The following is a 16,347-nucleotide window of genomic DNA, read 5'->3' on the forward strand; positions in this document are numbered from 1 at the left end:
AGCCCTTACGTCGCCGTAACGGCGCGAAGGACCTCCCGTGCTGTGTCTTCCCATCGCGGCAACACACTGCTGGCTGCCTCGGCTGCTGCCCGCCATCCCTCCCGCAGGGCAGGGTCGCTGAGCCATCTCCGCAGGAGCTTCTCCAACGATCCGATTCCTGCCGTGAGATCGATCGCTTCACCGGCACCGTGGGCGCCGAGCGCTTCGACGGCGCCGGTTCCCTTGCGCACGACTACCGGTATGCCGTGAGCCAGGGATTCCTGGACCACCATGCCGAAGGACTCCGAGTGTGAGATCAACAGACTGAGTTCAGCACGGAGCCACTGCTCTTCCAAGGCCGGGCCGGAAAGCTCACCTGTGGTTTCCACCCGCTTTTCAAGTCCATTCCGGAGGATACGCTCCCGCACGGCGGCGGCGTAGGAGGGGTCTGCTTTTGTGGACCCCACGAGCGCCGCGGTCCACGCCAGGTCCTTGATCCGGGCCAGCGCGTCGACGAAGAAGATCTGGTCCTTATTGGGGAGTAAGGCGCCCACCATCATGAAATGCGGTGCCGCCGCAGCGCCTCGTCGACTTGGGCGTTCTTTCGATGGGCGATCTACACCGGGGGTCGCCAGGTGCACGTTGCTCAGGCCTAAGCTTCTGGCCGCATCGGCGGAACGGGAACCAGTGCAGATAAGACCCGTCGCTGTGCGGAGCGCGCTCGTTTCCACTGGATCCCCGCCGGAAGGGGGCACGTGAAGCAACACCCAAACGTGGTGCCCTGTAGCGGTTGCTGTCTCGATTTCCATAGGCGCGCCCGTGGCAATCAGGCCATCGACAATGTAGATGGACTGATCGCCTCCGGAAAGTGCGTCGGCAAAGCTGCTCAGGTCTGAGGCACTCCTCGAAGGCCAGTCGCCGTCGAGCTTGCAGACCGAGACCTCTGCGCCCTGGGCGCGGAGGGCTTCAGCCAGCCTCGCGTTGTAGATATTTCCCCCGGAACGATGGCGCACATTTGCGGGCAAAATCATATGGATCTTGACCAAGGGCTACTCCTCCATCACGCTGCTCGTTTGGCCTCAAGGTCCTCAGACCATGGTGTTGACCATATAGCCCGTCCAGCTTGCGTGGAAGGCGAACTACATGCCCGCTGCTCTGCATCGGCGGTAGATTGTGGGCATGGGTCAGACTTCTTCAGACCGTCGAGACGTGTTCGCTGACCGACTCTTGGGTGTCGCGGAGTTCACCCACGCACACTGGTTCTTCGGCAATCTCTATGAGGCGCTCGTCAAAATCCCGGACCGGGTCGCGGCCTCGGAAGCACGCCCCGGACTCCCTCGAACCCCCTTTGGGGCGGGAAGCCCCGGGCGCTACTACGCACCGATCGCACCGCTCAGTGCCCCTGCCGCCGTCGCAGCCCTGATCACCGGGTGGAAGCTTTCCGGCAGCAGACCTTGGTTGATAGTGGGTGCCGCCAGTTCCATCACGGGCGCGGCCGCTACGGCGTACCTGCTTCGATCCGTCAATCCCAAGCTGTTCTTCAGCCCCAAGCCGCTCGACGAGACGCGCCGCAGTCCGCTGTTGAAGCGGTGGTACAAGGTGCACGCCCTCAGGCTCACAGCCAGCGCCGTTGCCCTGGCCGCCATCCGCCAGGCCCGGACGCTCCGGCTCAGAAGCCACGGATAGCCCTCAGCCGGGACCGCTATCCCGGAGGACCCGGCGGTTCCTGATCCGCGATTCGCCGAAATCAATTCCGACCTGGCCAATCTCCCACGGTCCGCGGCCCCCGCGCATCGGCCTGCCCACAGCCACATGGGGTACCCAGTGAGGCGAACGGAATCCAAGGGCAGGGGAGCTGAGGATGAAGTCGTCTATGTTGTCGACCAGCAGTTCATCCAGGAGTTCATGAAGGGCGTGCACTAGGGAGACCTGATAGTCACGCACCGAGGCGGGCACATCCACTTCCAGCCCGCACACTCCGCCGCTGCCTAGGACGATCAGCCGTTCGGCACTCCCGGAGAAGGCATCCAGCACCGGCAGGGCTTCAAGCCACGCGATGGTCTTGAGCAGGGCGGACTCGGCGCTTGTGTTGCCTTTGGTCCAATCGGCCACGTCCCGGCAAAAGTCATCCAGGACGCCCAAGTGCAACAGCGTCATGTGCAATCCCCGCGGCCTGCGCAAGGCAAACACGTACCGCGCCAACTGCTCATAGTCCGAAGGTCCAGCCCCGACACCGAGGACCGGCACCTCCACCGTGATGGGCGGTGCTACCTGTGTCGTTGAATCCCATCCCCCGCGCGGACGGTTGGCCATGGATGTAATTATGCTCCGGCAGCAGTTGGTTCGCCTCAGGAATGCCGGTTCGACTGACTGGCCTATTGAGTGTCTCTCAGTATCTGAGGCATGAATCGCATCTGGTCGAGGCGCCATGTCAGCAACGGGTGCTCAGCCAGCAAGCCGGCCAACATTGACACCACCCTGTGACCCGTGCCATATTCATAGGGTGAACCTGTCAGACAGCCGGACAGCCGGACAGGCCGCCACTGGACAGCCAGCCGTCAGCCAGAAAGCTGCGGTTGGCCAGCGCACCGCCACAAGCGGCGCCGTCCCCCGGCCGGCCCAAGTGGCGCGGCCATCAAGCTCCCGGCCTCTCGCCCGCTTCAGTGCAGCGGAGGCCGTGTTCAGCGCCATCCGCCAGGACATCGAAGGCGGAACCGTGGAAGTGGGGGCCAAACTCAGCTCTGAAGCCACCTTGGCCACGCAGTACGGCGTGAGCCGCTCGGTCATCCGTGAGGCGCTCCGCTCGTGCACAGCGCTCGGGCTGACGGTGACCAAGACTGGCAAAGGCACGTTCGTCGTAGCGGACCGGGTGGCCAATGACCTCACACTTGGCCAGTACTCGGCACGGGACCTTAACGAGGCCCGCCCGCATATCGAAGTCCCGGCAGCCGGCCTTGCGGCGAAGCGCCGCAGCCCGGAAGACCTTGAACACCTCAAGGAAATCGTGGATTCAATGGCAGCCGAGACCGACCCTGAGACCTGGGTCAGCCTCGACGCCAGTTTCCATTCTGCCATCGCCCGCGCAAGCGGCAACAAGGTCTTCGAAAGCGTTGTCGCAGATATCCGCGAAGCCCTTGCCCATCAATCCGAAACCTTGAACATGGTGGCCGACCGCCAGCATGTTTCAGACGATGAACACCTCCGCATCGTCAAAGCCATCGAAGCCGGTGACGCCCCCGCCGCCGAAGCCGCCATGGCCGACCATCTCAGCGCCGTCAGCGTTGCCTTGGACACCATCCTCAGCAAATGATCCACCAACTGAAGGAAGTCATGCCCACCCCGCATGCACCGCGCACCGCTATGCCCGCAACCACCCCGGCAGCAACCATTCGAACCACCCCGCGCCATGTCCCCCTCGCGGAACAGACCCGCGACGGCTTGGTCGAGAGCATCCACTACGGCTCCCTTATCGCCGTCGGGCCGGACGGCGAAACACTCCTCGAAGCCGGCCAGCCCGACGCCGCGTTCTACCCACGGTCCTCCCTCAAACCGCTGCAGGCGGTCGCCATGGTCCGTGCGGGACTCAAGCTTCCGGAGAACCTCCTCGCCCTCACCGCGGCAAGCCACTCCGGCGCCGCGATGCACCTCGACGGCGCCGCACGCATCCTCGAAATGCACGGCCTGGACCAAAGCGCGTTGGAAAACAGCACCGACCTCCCTTACGGCACCGCCGAGCGCGAAGAATGGCTCCGCGCCGGCGGCACACCCACCCAGCTCGCACAGAACTGTTCCGGAAAGCACGCTTCCATGGCCGCCACGTGCGTGATCAACGGCTGGCCGGTCCATGGTTACCTGCATCCCGAGCATCCCCTCCAAATGCTTGTGAAGGACACCATCACCGAACTCACGGGCGAAGACGCCGCGGCCATCAGCACGGACGGTTGCGGCACCCCGCTCTTTGCCCACAGCCTGCACGGCATGGCCCGGGCCTATGGCCGTATAGCCGCGGCGGAAAACACGGAAGCAGAAGGCCAGGTAGCCCACGCCATGCGCACCTTCCCCGAGATGGTGGCCGGCGAGGGTCGCGACGTCACAGCGATCATGCGCGCAGTTCCCGGACTGCTCGCCAAGGACGGTTTCGAAGGCCTCCAGCTTATCGGCCTGCGGGACGGCACCGGCATCGCCATCAAGATTTCCGACGGCGGCGACCGCGCCCGCATGCCCGTCACCGTCCGCGTCCTTGAGGAACTAGGGCTCGACGGCGGCCAGCTCGCCACGCTCGCCAGCGCGCCCGTGTTGGGCGGCGGCCATTCGGTTGGCGTGCTCCGTGCCGCGAACTTCCTCGCATCCAACTGACTTCGACTGAGTCCAACTGACGCAGCCAAACAAGCACAAAGACCAAAGGACAGCAATGACATCTGCCGTGCACTCCACGACAATTCCAGAGTTCCGCTCGGAACATGATCTCCTCGGTGACCGCGACGTCCCTGCTGATGCCTACTGGGGCGTGCACACGCTGCGTGCCATCGAGAACTTTCCCATCACCGGCCACCCGCTGGCCAGCAACGCCAACCTCGTCAAGGGCCTCGCCGCAGTCAAGCTCGCCGCCGCGCGCACCAACCGCGAACTCGGCCTCCTGGACGACGAGCGGGCAGACGCCATCGAGCAGGCCTGCCAGGACATCTTGGACGGCAAGCTCCACGAGCAGTTCATGGTGGACGTCATCCAGGGCGGTGCTGGCACCAGCTCCAACATGAACGCCAACGAGGTCATCGCCAACCGGGCCCTCGAAATCCTTGGCCACCCGAAGGGCGACTACGCAAGGCTGCACCCGAACGACCACGTCAACTTGAGCCAGTCCACCAACGACGTGTACCCCACAGCCGTCAACCTGGCCACCATCTTCTCCGTGCAGGGCCTTCTTTCGGCTCTTCAGGAACTCCAGATCGCGTTCGCCGAAAAGGGCGAAGAATTCCGCACCGTGGTCAAGATGGGCCGCACTCAGTTGCAGGACGCCGTACCCATGACCCTTGGCCAGGAATTCGGCGGTTACGCCGTGACCGTGGGCGAGGACCGGGCTCGACTGGCCGAGTCCCAGCTGCTCATCCACGAGATCAACCTTGGCGCCACTGCCATCGGAACCGGCCTGAACGCCCCGGTTGGATACGCCGCAGCAGCCTGCAGGCACTTGGCTGAGATCACCGGCCTGCCGCTCGTCACGTCGGTCGACCTCATCGAGGCCACCCAGGACGTGGGCGCGTTCGTCCACCTCTCGGGCGTGCTCAAGCGCGTCGCCGTCAAGCTTTCCAAGATTTGCAACGATCTCCGCTTGCTGTCCTCCGGACCGCGTGCGGGACTGGGCGAGATCAACCTCCCGGCTGTGCAGTCGGGATCGTCCATCATGCCAGGCAAGATCAATCCGGTGATCCCGGAAGTGGTCAGCCAAGTGGCCTATGAAGTCATCGGCAACGATGTCACAGTCACCATGGCAGCCGAAGCGGGACAGCTCCAGCTGAACGCCTTCGAGCCGATTATCGTCCACAGCCTCCACAAGAGCATCTCCCACCTGGAAGCCGCGTGCCGCACCCTCACGTCGCGCTGTGTCCAGGGCATTACCGCGAACACCGAACGCCTGCGCCTCACGGTAGAGCAGTCGATCGGACTCGTCACGGCACTCAATCCGCACATCGGCTACGCCTCAGCCACAGCCATCGCCCAAGAAGCGCTGGCAAGCGGCAAGGGCGTCGCCGAGCTCGTTCTCGAACACGGCTTGCTGACCTCGGAGCAGCTCGACGAGCTCCTCCGCCCCGAACGCCTGGCTAACCTCAGCAACTAGGCTGAGCCGCGCAAAACGACCCACGACGGCGGCGCCCACCAGCCGCCGTCGAGCCTGAACGCGCGAAAAACCAGGCCGGACGGCGAGATCCGGACCCCCAACAGGACACCCCCTAAGGATTCCCATGACCAATGCACCCATCACGGACCACACCGTCCCGCCACAGGCGCACGCCACTGAAAAGCTCCTCCACGCCGAGGACAAGGGCTATCACAAGAGCCTGAAGCCGCGTCAGATCCAGATGATCGCAATTGGCGGCGCCATCGGCACCGGCCTGTTCCTGGGTGCCGGCGGCCGCCTCAACGCTGCGGGCCCCTCCCTCGTCATCGCGTATGCGGTCTGCGGCTTCTTTGCCTTCCTGATCCTGCGCGCCCTCGGCGAACTCGTGCTGCACCGCCCGTCGTCGGGCTCCTTTGTCTCCTACGCCCGCGAGTTCTTCGGCGAGAAGGCTGCGTTCGTTTCCGGTTGGTTCTACTGGATCAACTGGGCCACCACCACCATCGTCGACACCACGGCCGCGGCCCTCTACATGAACTTCTTCGGCAAATATGTCCCTTGGATCGGCGTCGTCCCGCAGTGGGCCTGGGCACTTATCGCGCTTCTGGTGGTGCTTTGCCTGAACCTGGTCTCGGTCAAGGTCTTCGGCGAAATGGAGTTCTACTTCGCCCTGATCAAGGTGGCTGCCCTGGCGGCGTTCCTGGTGATCGGCACGTACTTCGTCATCTTCGGCACGCCGGTACCGGGCCAAGAAGTGGGCTTCAGCCTCCTCGCGGACCACGGCGGGATCTTCCCCACCGGCATGCTGCCCATGATCATGCTCATGCAGGGCGTGCTGTTCGCCTACGCCTCGATCGAGCTCGTGGGGACCGCCGCGGGTGAAACGGAGAACCCCGAGAAAATCATGCCCAAGGCCATCAACTCCGTGGTCTTCCGCATCGCCGTCTTCTACGTGGGTTCCGTCATCCTGCTGGCGCTGCTGCTGCCGTACACCTCCTACGTCAAGGGTGTCAGCCCGTTTGTGACCTTCTTCGGCCACATCGGCGTGCAGGGCGTGGATGTGATCATGAACCTCGTGGTCCTCACCGCTGCCCTGTCCTCGCTGAACGCCGGCCTGTACTCCACCGGCCGCATTCTGCGCTCCATGTCCGTGGCCGGTTCCGCTCCGAAGTTCGCCCAGCGCATGAACAAGGCCGGTGTCCCCTACGGCGGCATCGCCATCACGGCCGGCGTCTCCCTGCTCGGCGTCCCGCTGAACTACCTCGTACCGTCCGACGCCTTCGAGATCGTGCTGAACGTCGCCTCCGTGGGCATCATCGTCACGTGGGCCACGATCGTCCTGTGCCAGATGCAGCTCAAGCGCTGGGCGGACAAGGGCTGGCTGAAACGTCCGTCCTTCCGGATGTTCGGCGCCCCCTACACCGGTTACCTCTCTCTGCTGTTCCTCGTGGGCGTGCTGGTGATGGTGTTCATCGACTCCCCGCTCACCATGCTTGTCACGGCCATCGCCTGTGCGCTCATTGTGGTTGGCTGGTACCTGTGCCGCAAGCAAATCCACGAACTCGCAGCAGCCCGCGACGGCTTCACGGGCAGCTCTCCCGTGATCGCCAACCTGCCGGTTGCTGGTGCAGAGGACAAGATCTAGCCCTTCAGTATTGAGTGCCCGACGGCGGCACCTGAGGTTCCGTTCGCGCGGACCCGGGTGCCGCCGTCGTGCGTTAGGTGGGTGCCAGACATCGGATCATTCGCCGTTAGGATGTAGCCATGGCTGTCACAGATGAAGCGATCAGCAAGATCAAGGACATGCTGATCCGCGGGGAACTCAAGGCCGGGGACCGCCTCCCGCCAGAGAAGGAACTGAGCGAGCGGCTCGGCCTCTCGCGAAGCTCTCTGCGCGAAGCCGTCAAGGCCCTCGAACTCATCCGTGTCCTGGACGTGCGGCGTGGGGACGGCACTTACGTCACGAGCCTTGACGCCAAGTTGCTCAACGAGGCCGTGGCGTTCGTCGTTGATCTTCATCAGGACCGTTCCATCCTGGAACTCTTTGAGGTCCGACGAATCCTGGAGCCCGCCACCGCATTCATCGCGACAGGCAAGATCACTCCAACGGCACTCACGGCCCTACGCGCCACGATGGACGGGATCGACGAGAACACCGACGTCGAAGAACTCGTGGCCCACGACCTCGAATTCCACGGCATCATCACCCAGGCCGCCGGAAACGACTACCTCGCCGGCCTGCTCGAGGCCCTCTCCAGCAGCACCGTCCGGGCCCGCATTTGGCGCGGCTTGACCCAGGAAAAGGCTGTGGCTCACACCCTTGCCGAGCACAAGGCCATCGCGGACGCCTTGGAACGCGGCGACGCCGAGCTGGTCCGGGCGCTTGTTACAGTCCACATCAGCGGCGTCGAAAGCTGGCTACGCCAGGCGCTCTAGCTTGCGCCGATGCTTCGCTGATGAAGCCCGTAAGTCCGGACCGCGGTCCCTTCAAGGAACTCCTGGCGCTCGGCCGAAGTCAGCTCCCCGGCGAGTTCCAGCAGCACCCCGAGTGTGTGTCCATACGGAGTACCCAAGGTGCTGACGGGCCAATCGCCACCGAACATGAGCCGCCCAGGACCGAAGGCATCCATCGCTTCGTCCCACAGTGGACGCAACGCCTCGGCCGTGTAAGGAATCCCCGGCAAATGCAGACCGGATACCTTGGCCACAGTGTTGGGCAGCTCCGCCAAGGCCCGGAAATCCGCACGCCATAAGTCCATCGCCGCAGCATCGCCCAACGGCGGCTTCCCGAGATGGTCCAGCACGACCATCAGCTCGGGCAACTCCCGGGCAAGCTGGACCGTACGCCCAAGGTGCCTCGGATAAGCGTCCGGAACGTCGAAGGCCAATCCGTGGCTGGCGAGCATGCGCAAGGAATAGCGGACTGTGGGCAACTCGAGGAAGTCGTCCCTGGGGTCGTTATGGACCAAGTGCCGGACGCCCCGGAACGCGGAGCTCACCAGGAACCGATCCAGCTCCGGCTCCGCTTCGGCGGGCTTTTCGAGGGGAATCCAGCCCACGACGCCGAGTACCCACGGGTTGCGGTCGGCGACGGCGAGCATGGACTCGGTATCCGCGAGGGTGTCGTCAGCCTGGACGAGCACTGCTCCCCCGACGCCCGCCGTATCCAGGGTTTCCCGGGCCTCGGCTTCGCCGAAGCTACGGAACAGTCCGCCGTGCTGCGGGCCAAGCCACGCATAGGGACACGGACCAGTGCCGGGTCCGCCGCCGGCTGGACCCGGGCCGGGACCCAGCTCCGGCCCGAGCTCCCACAGATGCAGGTGCGAATCAATCACCCGGGCACACCCGCCAAAGCCGCCCAGAGCTCTTCGGGCACATGCTCATTCATCCTCGCGGCATTTGTGGACACTTGCTCCGGGCTGCTGGCCCCCACCGTTACGTTCACGACAGCCGGGTGTCGCAGGCTGAACTGGAGTGCCGCCGTCGGGAGCTCCACACCGAAGTCGCGGCACACGCCGGCGAGCGCCCGGGCACGCTCCACCAGCGCCCGCGGGGCACGCGCATAGTTGTAGTGCGCGTCCTCGGCGACCTCGGGTCGCGCCAGCAGGCCGGAGTTGAACACGCCCACATTCACGACGCCGGTGCCGCGGGCCAAACAGCGGTCCAGGAGCGGAACGCCGGGCTGCTCAAGCAAGGTATACCTGCCGGCAAGCATCACCAGGTCCAGATCCGCGGCTTCGACGCATTCAAGTGCGGCTTCCGCCGAGTTCGTCCCGACGCCGATCGCCTTCACCATGCCGTCCGCACGCAGCTTTTCCAGTGCAGGCAAGGCTTCGCCGATCCCCTTGGTGAGGTCATGGACATCCGGATCATGCAGGTAGGCGATATCCACGTGGTCCAGGCCGAGGCGTTCGAGTGATTCCTCGATGCTTCGGCGGATGCCTGCTTCGGAAAAGTCCCACTGGCGTTTGCTCGTTGCCGGGACATCGAAACCTTCGGCGTCCTTCGCGCTGGCTCCGGCCGCATTCGGTACCAGCAACCGGCCCACCTTGGTGGACACGGTGAACTCAGTCCGGGGCTTCTCCCTAAGCACGGCACCAAGCCTGCGCTCGGACAGTCCCAAGCCGTAATGGGGGGCGGTGTCGAAGTAGCGGACCCCGGCATCCCAGGCCGCGTTGACAGTGGAGGCTGCTTGCGCGTTCGGCATGGCACGGTACAAATTGCCGATGCCGGCGGCGCCGAACCCGAGCTTGCCCAGCTGGCCATCCCATCGCGCGCCGCTCATGCCAGCTCCCATACCAACGGGATGCCCGAGTCATTGCCCGAATAGTCATCTTGGACGTCCAGAAGCTCCGCCATGCGGGCTTGCCACGGGACATTGGCCGGATGGTCCGCGAGCGCCCGGCGCATGGCTTGGTAGTCCGTCACCTCAACGAGGTGGAAGAGGTCCTGGCCGCTGCGCCAGATCCGCCAATTGCCCACGCCGGCCTCCTTCAGGGCAGCGACGAGTTCGGCAGGGATCCCCGCATGGGCATCCGCATAGTCCTGATCGGCACCCGGTTTGAGCCGGGTGTGCAGGGCAATGGTTTCCGGCACGCTATACCCCGGGCTTCAGGAAGAGTTCGACGACGGGCACCGCCACGTCCGGTCGTTGGACGGGCAGCTTCAGTGTCAGGGTACCGGCGGGTTGTCCTCCTGGGGTGGTGTTGATTGCCTCGCGGTCCGGTGAGATCTCGAGCATCGCGACTTCGGAGGCATCGTTGAGCAGCTGGGCATATTCCACCTTGCCGGCGAGTCCGGGGAGGTGGACGTATTCGAACGGCCACGCAAACAGATGCACGTAAAGGCGGTCCCCGCGGCGCGTGTACCGGGCGTCTGCGGGCGGGGTCCATGCCGCGGGTCCGGCTCCGTAGATGGCCCGGGAATGCAGCTTCATCCAGTCGCCGATGCCCCGGAGGGACTCCACGGCCCTCGGATCGAAATTCCCTCGGCCCGTGGGGCCGACATTGAGGAGCAGGTTGCCATCCTTGGACACCCCATCCACAAGCATCCGCACCAGCAGATCCACCGACTTGTAGTCCAAGTTGTCCCGGTCATAGCCCCAGCTGCCGTTCAGGGTCTGGCATGCCTCCCAAGGCACCTCGACGCCGTCCACCACCATGGGACCAGCCGGTTGGTACTGCTCGGGCGTGGCGAAGTCGCCGGGAATGTCCAGGCGGTCGTTGACGATGATGCCCGGTTGAAGTTCCCGGACCATCTTCAAGAGTTCCACGGAACCCCACGCCTCGCGGCCCTTGCCGCCCCAGATGTGCTTGTGGTCCTCGCTGGTGTAGGAAAAGTCGAAGAAGAGGTAATCGATCTGGCCGTAGTTGCTCAGCAGCTCGCGTACCTGGCCATGGAGGTATTCGCGGTAGCGCGCCAAGTCGCGGCCCTCGTTGAGTTTTTCGGCGTCGGGGTTGTCCCGTTCGGGGTGGAATCCGTCGATCGTGAAATCCGGGTGGTGCCAGTCAATGAGTGAATGGTAGAAACCCACCTTCAGGCCGAATTCCCGCAGTGCCTCGACGTATTGGGCCACCAGGTCCTGGCCGGATGGGGTCTTGGTGGATTTGTAGTCTGTGAGTGCGGAATCCCAGAGGCAGAAGCCCTCGTGGTGCTTGGTGGTCAGCACCACGTACTTCATGCCGGCGTCCTTCGCAGCACGGGCCCATTCCCGGGGATCGTAGAGATCCGGGTTGAAGTGCTGGAAGTACTTCTCATATTCCTCGGCAGGAATGCGTTCGCGGTTCATGACCCACTCGTGCCGGGCCGGCAGGGCGTACAAGCCCCAGTGGACGAACATGCCGAACCGGGACTCCTTGAACCAAGGTGCTTGGGCGATCATTGCTGGTTACTCCTTCAAAGTTGTTCTGACCTTGTTGTGTCTTTGGGTTGTTGAACGTGGCGTCGCCGGCCGGCGGTCTGGCGCGTTAGCGTTAGCGTCCGCCAAAGCCGCTCGTGACGATGCCTTTGACGAGGTGTTTCTGCAGGAGGATCAGCAGCAAAAGGGTGGGAGCCATCGAAATCACGGAGGCGGCCATGACGAGGTGCCACTGATTACCCTGCTGGCCGAAGAACATCTGCAGCCCGAGCGGAATGGTACCGAGGTTGTTGACGTCATTGATCACTACCAGCGGCCACAGGAACGAGTTCCAATAGCTGATGAAACTGAAGACCGCCAGCACAGCCATGGTGGGCCTGGCCAGCGGAAGCATGACCAATAGGAACGTCCTAAGGGTTCCTGCGCCGTCCACCCTGGCCGCATCGTCGAGTTCTTGGGGTACGCCAAGGAAGAACTGACGGAGCAGGAATGCGCCGAATGCCGTGAACGCCCAGGGCACAATGAGTGCCTGGAAAGTGTTCACCCAGCCCACCTTCTGCATCATGACGAACATCGGGACGATCAAGACTTCTTGGGGAATCATCAGGGTTGCGAGGAACACCATGAACACCAGGTTCCGTCCCCGCCAGCGCTGCCGGGAGAAGGCGTACCCGGAGAATGCCGAAACCACCAGGGTGAGTGCCGTTCCGGCAGCCGAGACCAACAGACCGTTGCCCATGAAGCGCAGGAACGGCATGTAGTTCAGGGCCTCCTGGTAGTTCTGCCACCGGAATTCCGATCCGAACAGTTTCGGCGGAACGCTGAAGATCTCAGCAGGGGGTTTGAACGATGTGGCGAACATGTAGATCAGCGGGGACAAGAAGAGGAGCGCGATCAGGCAAAGGATCACGTAGCCGATGGCAGGCCGGACCCTTGCGGTCCATCGCCTTCCGGGCACTCCGGAGCCACGGGGACGGGCGGTGAGCGGGCGTATCCGGCTGGTTGTCTCAAGCATCGTAGTGGACCCACTTCTTTTGTCCGAGGAACTGGACTGCCGTCACTCCCAGGATGATGACGAACAGGATCCAAGCGGCCGCGGATGCCAGGCCGAGCTGGTGGAACTGGAAACCCTGGTTGTAGATGTACAGGACGATCGTCGAGGTGGCCGAGCCGGGTCCTCCCTTGGTGAGGATGAACGGCTGGGCGAAGACCTGGAAGGAAGTAATGAGGGTCATCATCGTGCCAAAGAAGATGGACGGCGAAATGAGCTTGAGCTTGATCCGCCAGAAGATGGTCCAGGCGTTGGCGCCGTCGATCGCCGCCGCCTCGGTGAGGTTCTCAGGCACGGCGTCCAAGGCAGCCGAGAACACCAGCATGTTGTAGCCGAACCCCTGCCATACACTCATGACGACTATGGCCATCATTGCCCAGTGTTCGTCTCCGAGGAAGTTTGGCGCTGAAATTCCCGTGGTGCTTTGAAGGGTGCCGTCGATGAATCCACCGGGTTGGTAGAGCATCCTCCAGACGACGACGTTGGCCACCACAGGGGTGATCGAAGGAATGAAGAAGATGACCCGGAAGATGTGGCGGCCCTTGATGCGCGGAGTCAACCACGCGGCAAGGCCCAGGGAAACAACCAGGTTCAGGGGCACATAGAGGACCACGAACAGCACCGTGTTCGCGACAACCTGCCCGAAGATGGGATCGCTGAACAGCCGCTCGTAGTTACCCAAGCCAAGGAAACTCGGAGTTCCCAGGAGCGGCCAGCGGAAGAGGCTGATGACGAGGGAAACAACGATCGGCAGCAGTGTGAAGATCGCGAGGCCGAGGCCATGCGGAAGGGCAAAGGCCGGTCCCCACATGGTCCTCCGGCCTAGCTGGGCATCCGGCTCGGTCTTCGCCTTCCTTTTCGCCCGCCCACGGGAGATGGTTGCCTCGACTTCAGCAAGCGGCGCCTTGGTTGGCTTGAGTAGTGTCATTTCTCATTCCTTTGCGAAGAGTGCATGCCTGCCCGGCCGTTGCACAGGGACTGCCGGGCAGGCACCACACTGATCATCGGGGCAGCTGGGCCGCAATGTCTTTCATGACATCCGCTGCGCTCTGCTGTCCGTTGATGGATTTGACGAGATACTGGTTGAAAAGCTGGCCCAGTTGGTCGCTGTTGGTGTTGGTTGGCATCGGCACTGCCGTGGCCTCGGCGCTCTTGAGGGTCTCCGCGACTCCCGGAATGCCCGCGTTGTCGATCCACTTCGTCTGCTGGGCGGTGCGTGCGGCCAGTGCGCGCCCGGCTGCCGCCAGATTCCCCAGGACCTTGTCGCCGGTCATTTCCTTGAGGGCGGCAAAGGCCTTGTCCGGAGTAGCGCATTGCTTGGAGATGCCCCAGCCGGAGCCGGCGCTGAAGGTCTTCCCGCCGCCAGGGCCCACGGGAAGGGTGGTGACGCCTACTTTGAACTTGGCTTTGCCCTTGACGTCCAGCAGGGACCACGGGCCGTCAATATTCATCGCGGTATTGCCCGCCATGAATTCATTGGCGCTGAACGCCGGGTCGCCACCGGGCAGCTGCGGGGCGACCTTCTCCTTGTTTGTCAGGTCCGAGACCCACTGGAGTCCCTTGGCAAATGTCGGATCGCTCGCGTCCATGGTGCCGTCTTCCTTCAAGACGCGTCCGCCGTTGTAGGCGAGGACTTGCGATTCAACGAAGAGATCGGCCGTGTTTGGTGCGATGGCGTGCTTTCCATTGATCGACAGCTTCTTCGCGGCGGCCACGAACTCATCGGCCGTCCAGCCTGCTTTCGGGACGGGCACACCTGCGGCGTCGAACATGTCCTTGTTGTAGAACATCATCACCGGGCCCACGTCATACGGCAGGGCGTACAGATTGTTGTCGGCGCTGAGCCCCTTGATCATAGAGGGGTCGAAGGCGCTCAAATCCACGTTGTTCTTTTTGACGAGGTCGTCCAGCGGAAGCATGCCATCCTTGAGCTGCGCTGTCCGCAGGCTCTGTACCGCCACGAGGCACGGGGCCGTATTCGAGCTGAGCTGGGTGCTCATCTTGGTGAAGTAGTCCTGGAAAGTAGACCCCTGCAGGGTGATCTTCACATCGCCCAGGGTGTTGCTAACGTCATCGGCAACTTTCTCCCAGTTCTTCTGGTCTTCCGTGCCGCCGACCCACATGGCCCAGGTCATGGCGGTCTTGCCGTCTGCGGTACTGCCGGACGAGCTGCCCCCGCAGCCTATGAGTCCAATAAGGCCAAGTGCCAAGGCACCTGCCACCAACGCTTCTTTGCGCATATCTTTCACCACGTGCTTTCAGTAGGGAACTGTGCTTTCGAGGAATTTCGATGAAGGTTATTGCTGGGGAGTCAACGGATTGGACCCCGCGGCCCACACAGGGCCGTCGGGAAAGCTGTAGTCGGTCAGGGTGCCACCGACCATTTCGCCGCCGGCACCGGGCGCCGAAGGCGGCCAGTAGCAGCCGTCGTGGACATCCACCGGAGTGACGAAGTGCTCATGCAGATGGTCGACGAACTCAATCATCCGACCATTCTTGTCGCCGGAAACCGCCACGAAATCGAACATCGACAAGTGCTGGACGGCCTCGCAGAGACCCACTCCGCCTGCATGCGGGCAGACGCGGACGCCGAACTTCGCGGCAAGGAGGAGGATGGCGATGTTCTCGTTCACTCCTGCAACCCTCGCGGCATCCAATTGCAAGACCTGCAGTGATCCGGCCTGCAGCATCTGCTTGAACATCACACGGTTCTGGACATGCTCACCCGTGGCCACGAGGATCGGCGCCACGCCCCGGGCAATCGCGGCATGGCCGAGGACGTCATCGGGACTGGTGGGTTCCTCAATCCAGGCAATGTCATAGGGCGCCAGGTGTGCCATCCAGTCAATGGCTTCCTGGACGTCCCAGCGTTGGTTCGCGTCCACCGCTATCTTGATATCCGGTCCCACGGCATCGCGTGCCGTGCGGACGCGCCTGATGTCGTCTTCCAGCGAGGCCCCCACCTTGAGCTTGATCTGCCCGAAACCGTCGGCGACGGCTTCCTTGGCCAGGCGCACAAGTTTGTCGTCGCTGTAACCCAACCAGCCCGGCGTCGTGGTGTATGCGGGGTATCCCTCCGAGAGAAGCGCTGCCCTGCGGGCGGCGCGCCCCGGCTCCGCCCTCCGCAATATTCCCAGCGCCTCGGCGGGCGTGAGCGCATCGCTAAGGTACCTGAAGTCCACGAGTGCCACGATCTCCTCGGAGCTCATTCCGGAAAGCAGCTCCCACAGCGGGAGCCCGGCCCGCTTGGCCTTGAGGTCCCAAAGCGCGTTGACGACGGCGCCGATCGCCATGTGCATCACGCCCTTTTCGGGACCGAGCCAACGGAGTTGGGAATCGTGGGCAAGAAGCTTCCAGGTGCCGCCCATGTCGCCGAGCAATTCTTCGACGTTGCGGCCCAGGATGTGGTGGCGGAGTGCCCCGATCGCCACCGCCTCCACCTCGTTGCCGCGCCCGATGGTGAAGACGAAACCGTGGCCCTCATGACCGTCACCGGCGTCGGTACGGATCACCAAATATGCCGCCGAATAGTCCGGATCCGGATTCATGGCGTCCGATCCGTCCAGTTCCTGGGAGGTGGGAAAGCGGATATCGAAGGTGTCCACCGCGGTGATGACGCTCATTGTG

Annotated in this window: 16 protein-coding genes; 6 read left to right on the forward strand and 10 right to left on the reverse strand. The window is 63.4% G+C overall.

The window, feature by feature from the left end:
- Positions 1 to 5 precede the first annotated feature (5 nt).
- Complete coding sequence (locus tag AC4CS3_RS20405; protein WP_490784965.1) at positions 6 to 1,025, reverse strand: glycosyltransferase family 4 protein; 1,020 nt, start codon at positions 1,023 to 1,025, stop codon at positions 6 to 8.
- A gap of 133 nt (positions 1,026 to 1,158) precedes the next feature.
- Between AC4CS3_RS20405 and AC4CS3_RS20410 the strand changes: the two genes are divergently transcribed.
- The gene (locus AC4CS3_RS20410; RefSeq protein WP_490784966.1) at positions 1,159 to 1,665 is read left to right on the forward strand and encodes a hypothetical protein; all 507 of its coding nucleotides are present in this window, start codon (positions 1,159 to 1,161) and stop codon (positions 1,663 to 1,665) included.
- A 3-nt stretch (positions 1,666 to 1,668) separates the two neighbouring features.
- Here AC4CS3_RS20410 and AC4CS3_RS20415 read toward each other — a convergent pair whose 3' ends face one another.
- Positions 1,669 to 2,292 (reverse strand): hypothetical protein, encoded by a 624-nt coding sequence (locus tag AC4CS3_RS20415; RefSeq protein ID WP_490784967.1) that lies wholly within the window; start codon positions 2,290 to 2,292, stop codon positions 1,669 to 1,671.
- 190 nt (positions 2,293 to 2,482) lie between these two features.
- Between AC4CS3_RS20415 and AC4CS3_RS20420 the strand changes: the two genes are divergently transcribed.
- From AC4CS3_RS20420 to AC4CS3_RS20440, 5 genes are all read left to right on the forward strand, one after another.
- Positions 2,483 to 3,289 (forward strand): FadR/GntR family transcriptional regulator, encoded by an 807-nt coding sequence (locus AC4CS3_RS20420; RefSeq protein ID WP_490784968.1) that lies wholly within the window; start codon positions 2,483 to 2,485, stop codon positions 3,287 to 3,289.
- Between the two features lie 20 nt (positions 3,290 to 3,309).
- Entirely contained in the window at positions 3,310 to 4,335 is a 1,026-nt protein-coding gene (locus tag AC4CS3_RS20425) for an asparaginase (RefSeq protein ID WP_490785000.1), read from the forward strand.
- Between the two features lie 55 nt (positions 4,336 to 4,390).
- Positions 4,391 to 5,815, forward strand: coding sequence for an aspartate ammonia-lyase (gene aspA / locus AC4CS3_RS20430; RefSeq protein ID WP_490784969.1), 1,425 nt, complete (start codon positions 4,391 to 4,393; stop codon positions 5,813 to 5,815).
- 124 nt (positions 5,816 to 5,939) lie between these two features.
- Positions 5,940 to 7,457: an amino acid permease gene (locus tag AC4CS3_RS20435; protein WP_490784970.1), complete on the forward strand. Its 1,518-nt coding sequence runs from the start codon at positions 5,940 to 5,942 to the stop codon at positions 7,455 to 7,457.
- A gap of 119 nt (positions 7,458 to 7,576) precedes the next feature.
- The gene (locus tag AC4CS3_RS20440; protein ID WP_284984788.1) at positions 7,577 to 8,248 is read left to right on the forward strand and encodes a FadR/GntR family transcriptional regulator; all 672 of its coding nucleotides are present in this window, start codon (positions 7,577 to 7,579) and stop codon (positions 8,246 to 8,248) included.
- Here the strand turns inward: AC4CS3_RS20440 and AC4CS3_RS20445 are convergent.
- The 8 genes from AC4CS3_RS20445 to AC4CS3_RS20480 form a co-directional block, all read right to left on the reverse strand.
- Positions 8,245 to 9,147, reverse strand: a complete 903-nt coding sequence (locus AC4CS3_RS20445) for an amidohydrolase family protein (RefSeq protein WP_490784971.1) — start codon at positions 9,145 to 9,147, stop codon at positions 8,245 to 8,247. The two genes, AC4CS3_RS20440 and AC4CS3_RS20445, sit on opposite strands and share 4 nt — an antisense overlap.
- The gene (locus tag AC4CS3_RS20450) at positions 9,144 to 10,097 is read right to left on the reverse strand and encodes an aldo/keto reductase (RefSeq protein WP_490784972.1); all 954 of its coding nucleotides are present in this window, start codon (positions 10,095 to 10,097) and stop codon (positions 9,144 to 9,146) included. The genes AC4CS3_RS20445 and AC4CS3_RS20450 overlap by 4 nt, the downstream gene beginning before the upstream one ends.
- Positions 10,094 to 10,408 carry an L-rhamnose mutarotase gene (locus AC4CS3_RS20455; protein WP_490784973.1) on the reverse strand — a complete coding sequence of 105 codons (315 nt, stop codon included), beginning with the start codon at positions 10,406 to 10,408 and terminating at the stop codon, positions 10,094 to 10,096. Before AC4CS3_RS20455 ends, AC4CS3_RS20450 begins: the two co-directional genes overlap by 4 nt.
- 1 nt (position 10,409) lies before the next feature.
- On the reverse strand, positions 10,410 to 11,693 hold the full coding sequence (locus AC4CS3_RS20460) for an alpha-L-fucosidase (RefSeq protein ID WP_490784974.1): 1,284 nt from the start codon (positions 11,691 to 11,693) through the stop codon (positions 10,410 to 10,412).
- A 91-nt stretch (positions 11,694 to 11,784) separates the two neighbouring features.
- Positions 11,785 to 12,684: a carbohydrate ABC transporter permease gene (locus AC4CS3_RS20465; RefSeq protein WP_490784975.1), complete on the reverse strand. Its 900-nt coding sequence runs from the start codon at positions 12,682 to 12,684 to the stop codon at positions 11,785 to 11,787.
- A complete protein-coding gene (locus AC4CS3_RS20470) occupies positions 12,677 to 13,648 on the reverse strand; it encodes a carbohydrate ABC transporter permease (protein WP_490784976.1) in 972 nt (323 codons plus the stop codon). Before AC4CS3_RS20470 ends, AC4CS3_RS20465 begins: the two co-directional genes overlap by 8 nt.
- Before the next feature lie 73 nt (positions 13,649 to 13,721).
- A complete protein-coding gene (locus AC4CS3_RS20475; RefSeq protein ID WP_490784977.1) occupies positions 13,722 to 14,960 on the reverse strand; it encodes an ABC transporter substrate-binding protein in 1,239 nt (412 codons plus the stop codon).
- A 57-nt stretch (positions 14,961 to 15,017) separates the two neighbouring features.
- Positions 15,018 to 16,343 (reverse strand): L-fuconate dehydratase, encoded by a 1,326-nt coding sequence (locus AC4CS3_RS20480; RefSeq protein ID WP_490784978.1) that lies wholly within the window; start codon positions 16,341 to 16,343, stop codon positions 15,018 to 15,020.
- Positions 16,344 to 16,347: the final 4 nt, after the last annotated feature.

This window comes from Arthrobacter sp. SE2 (assembly GCF_058244265.1).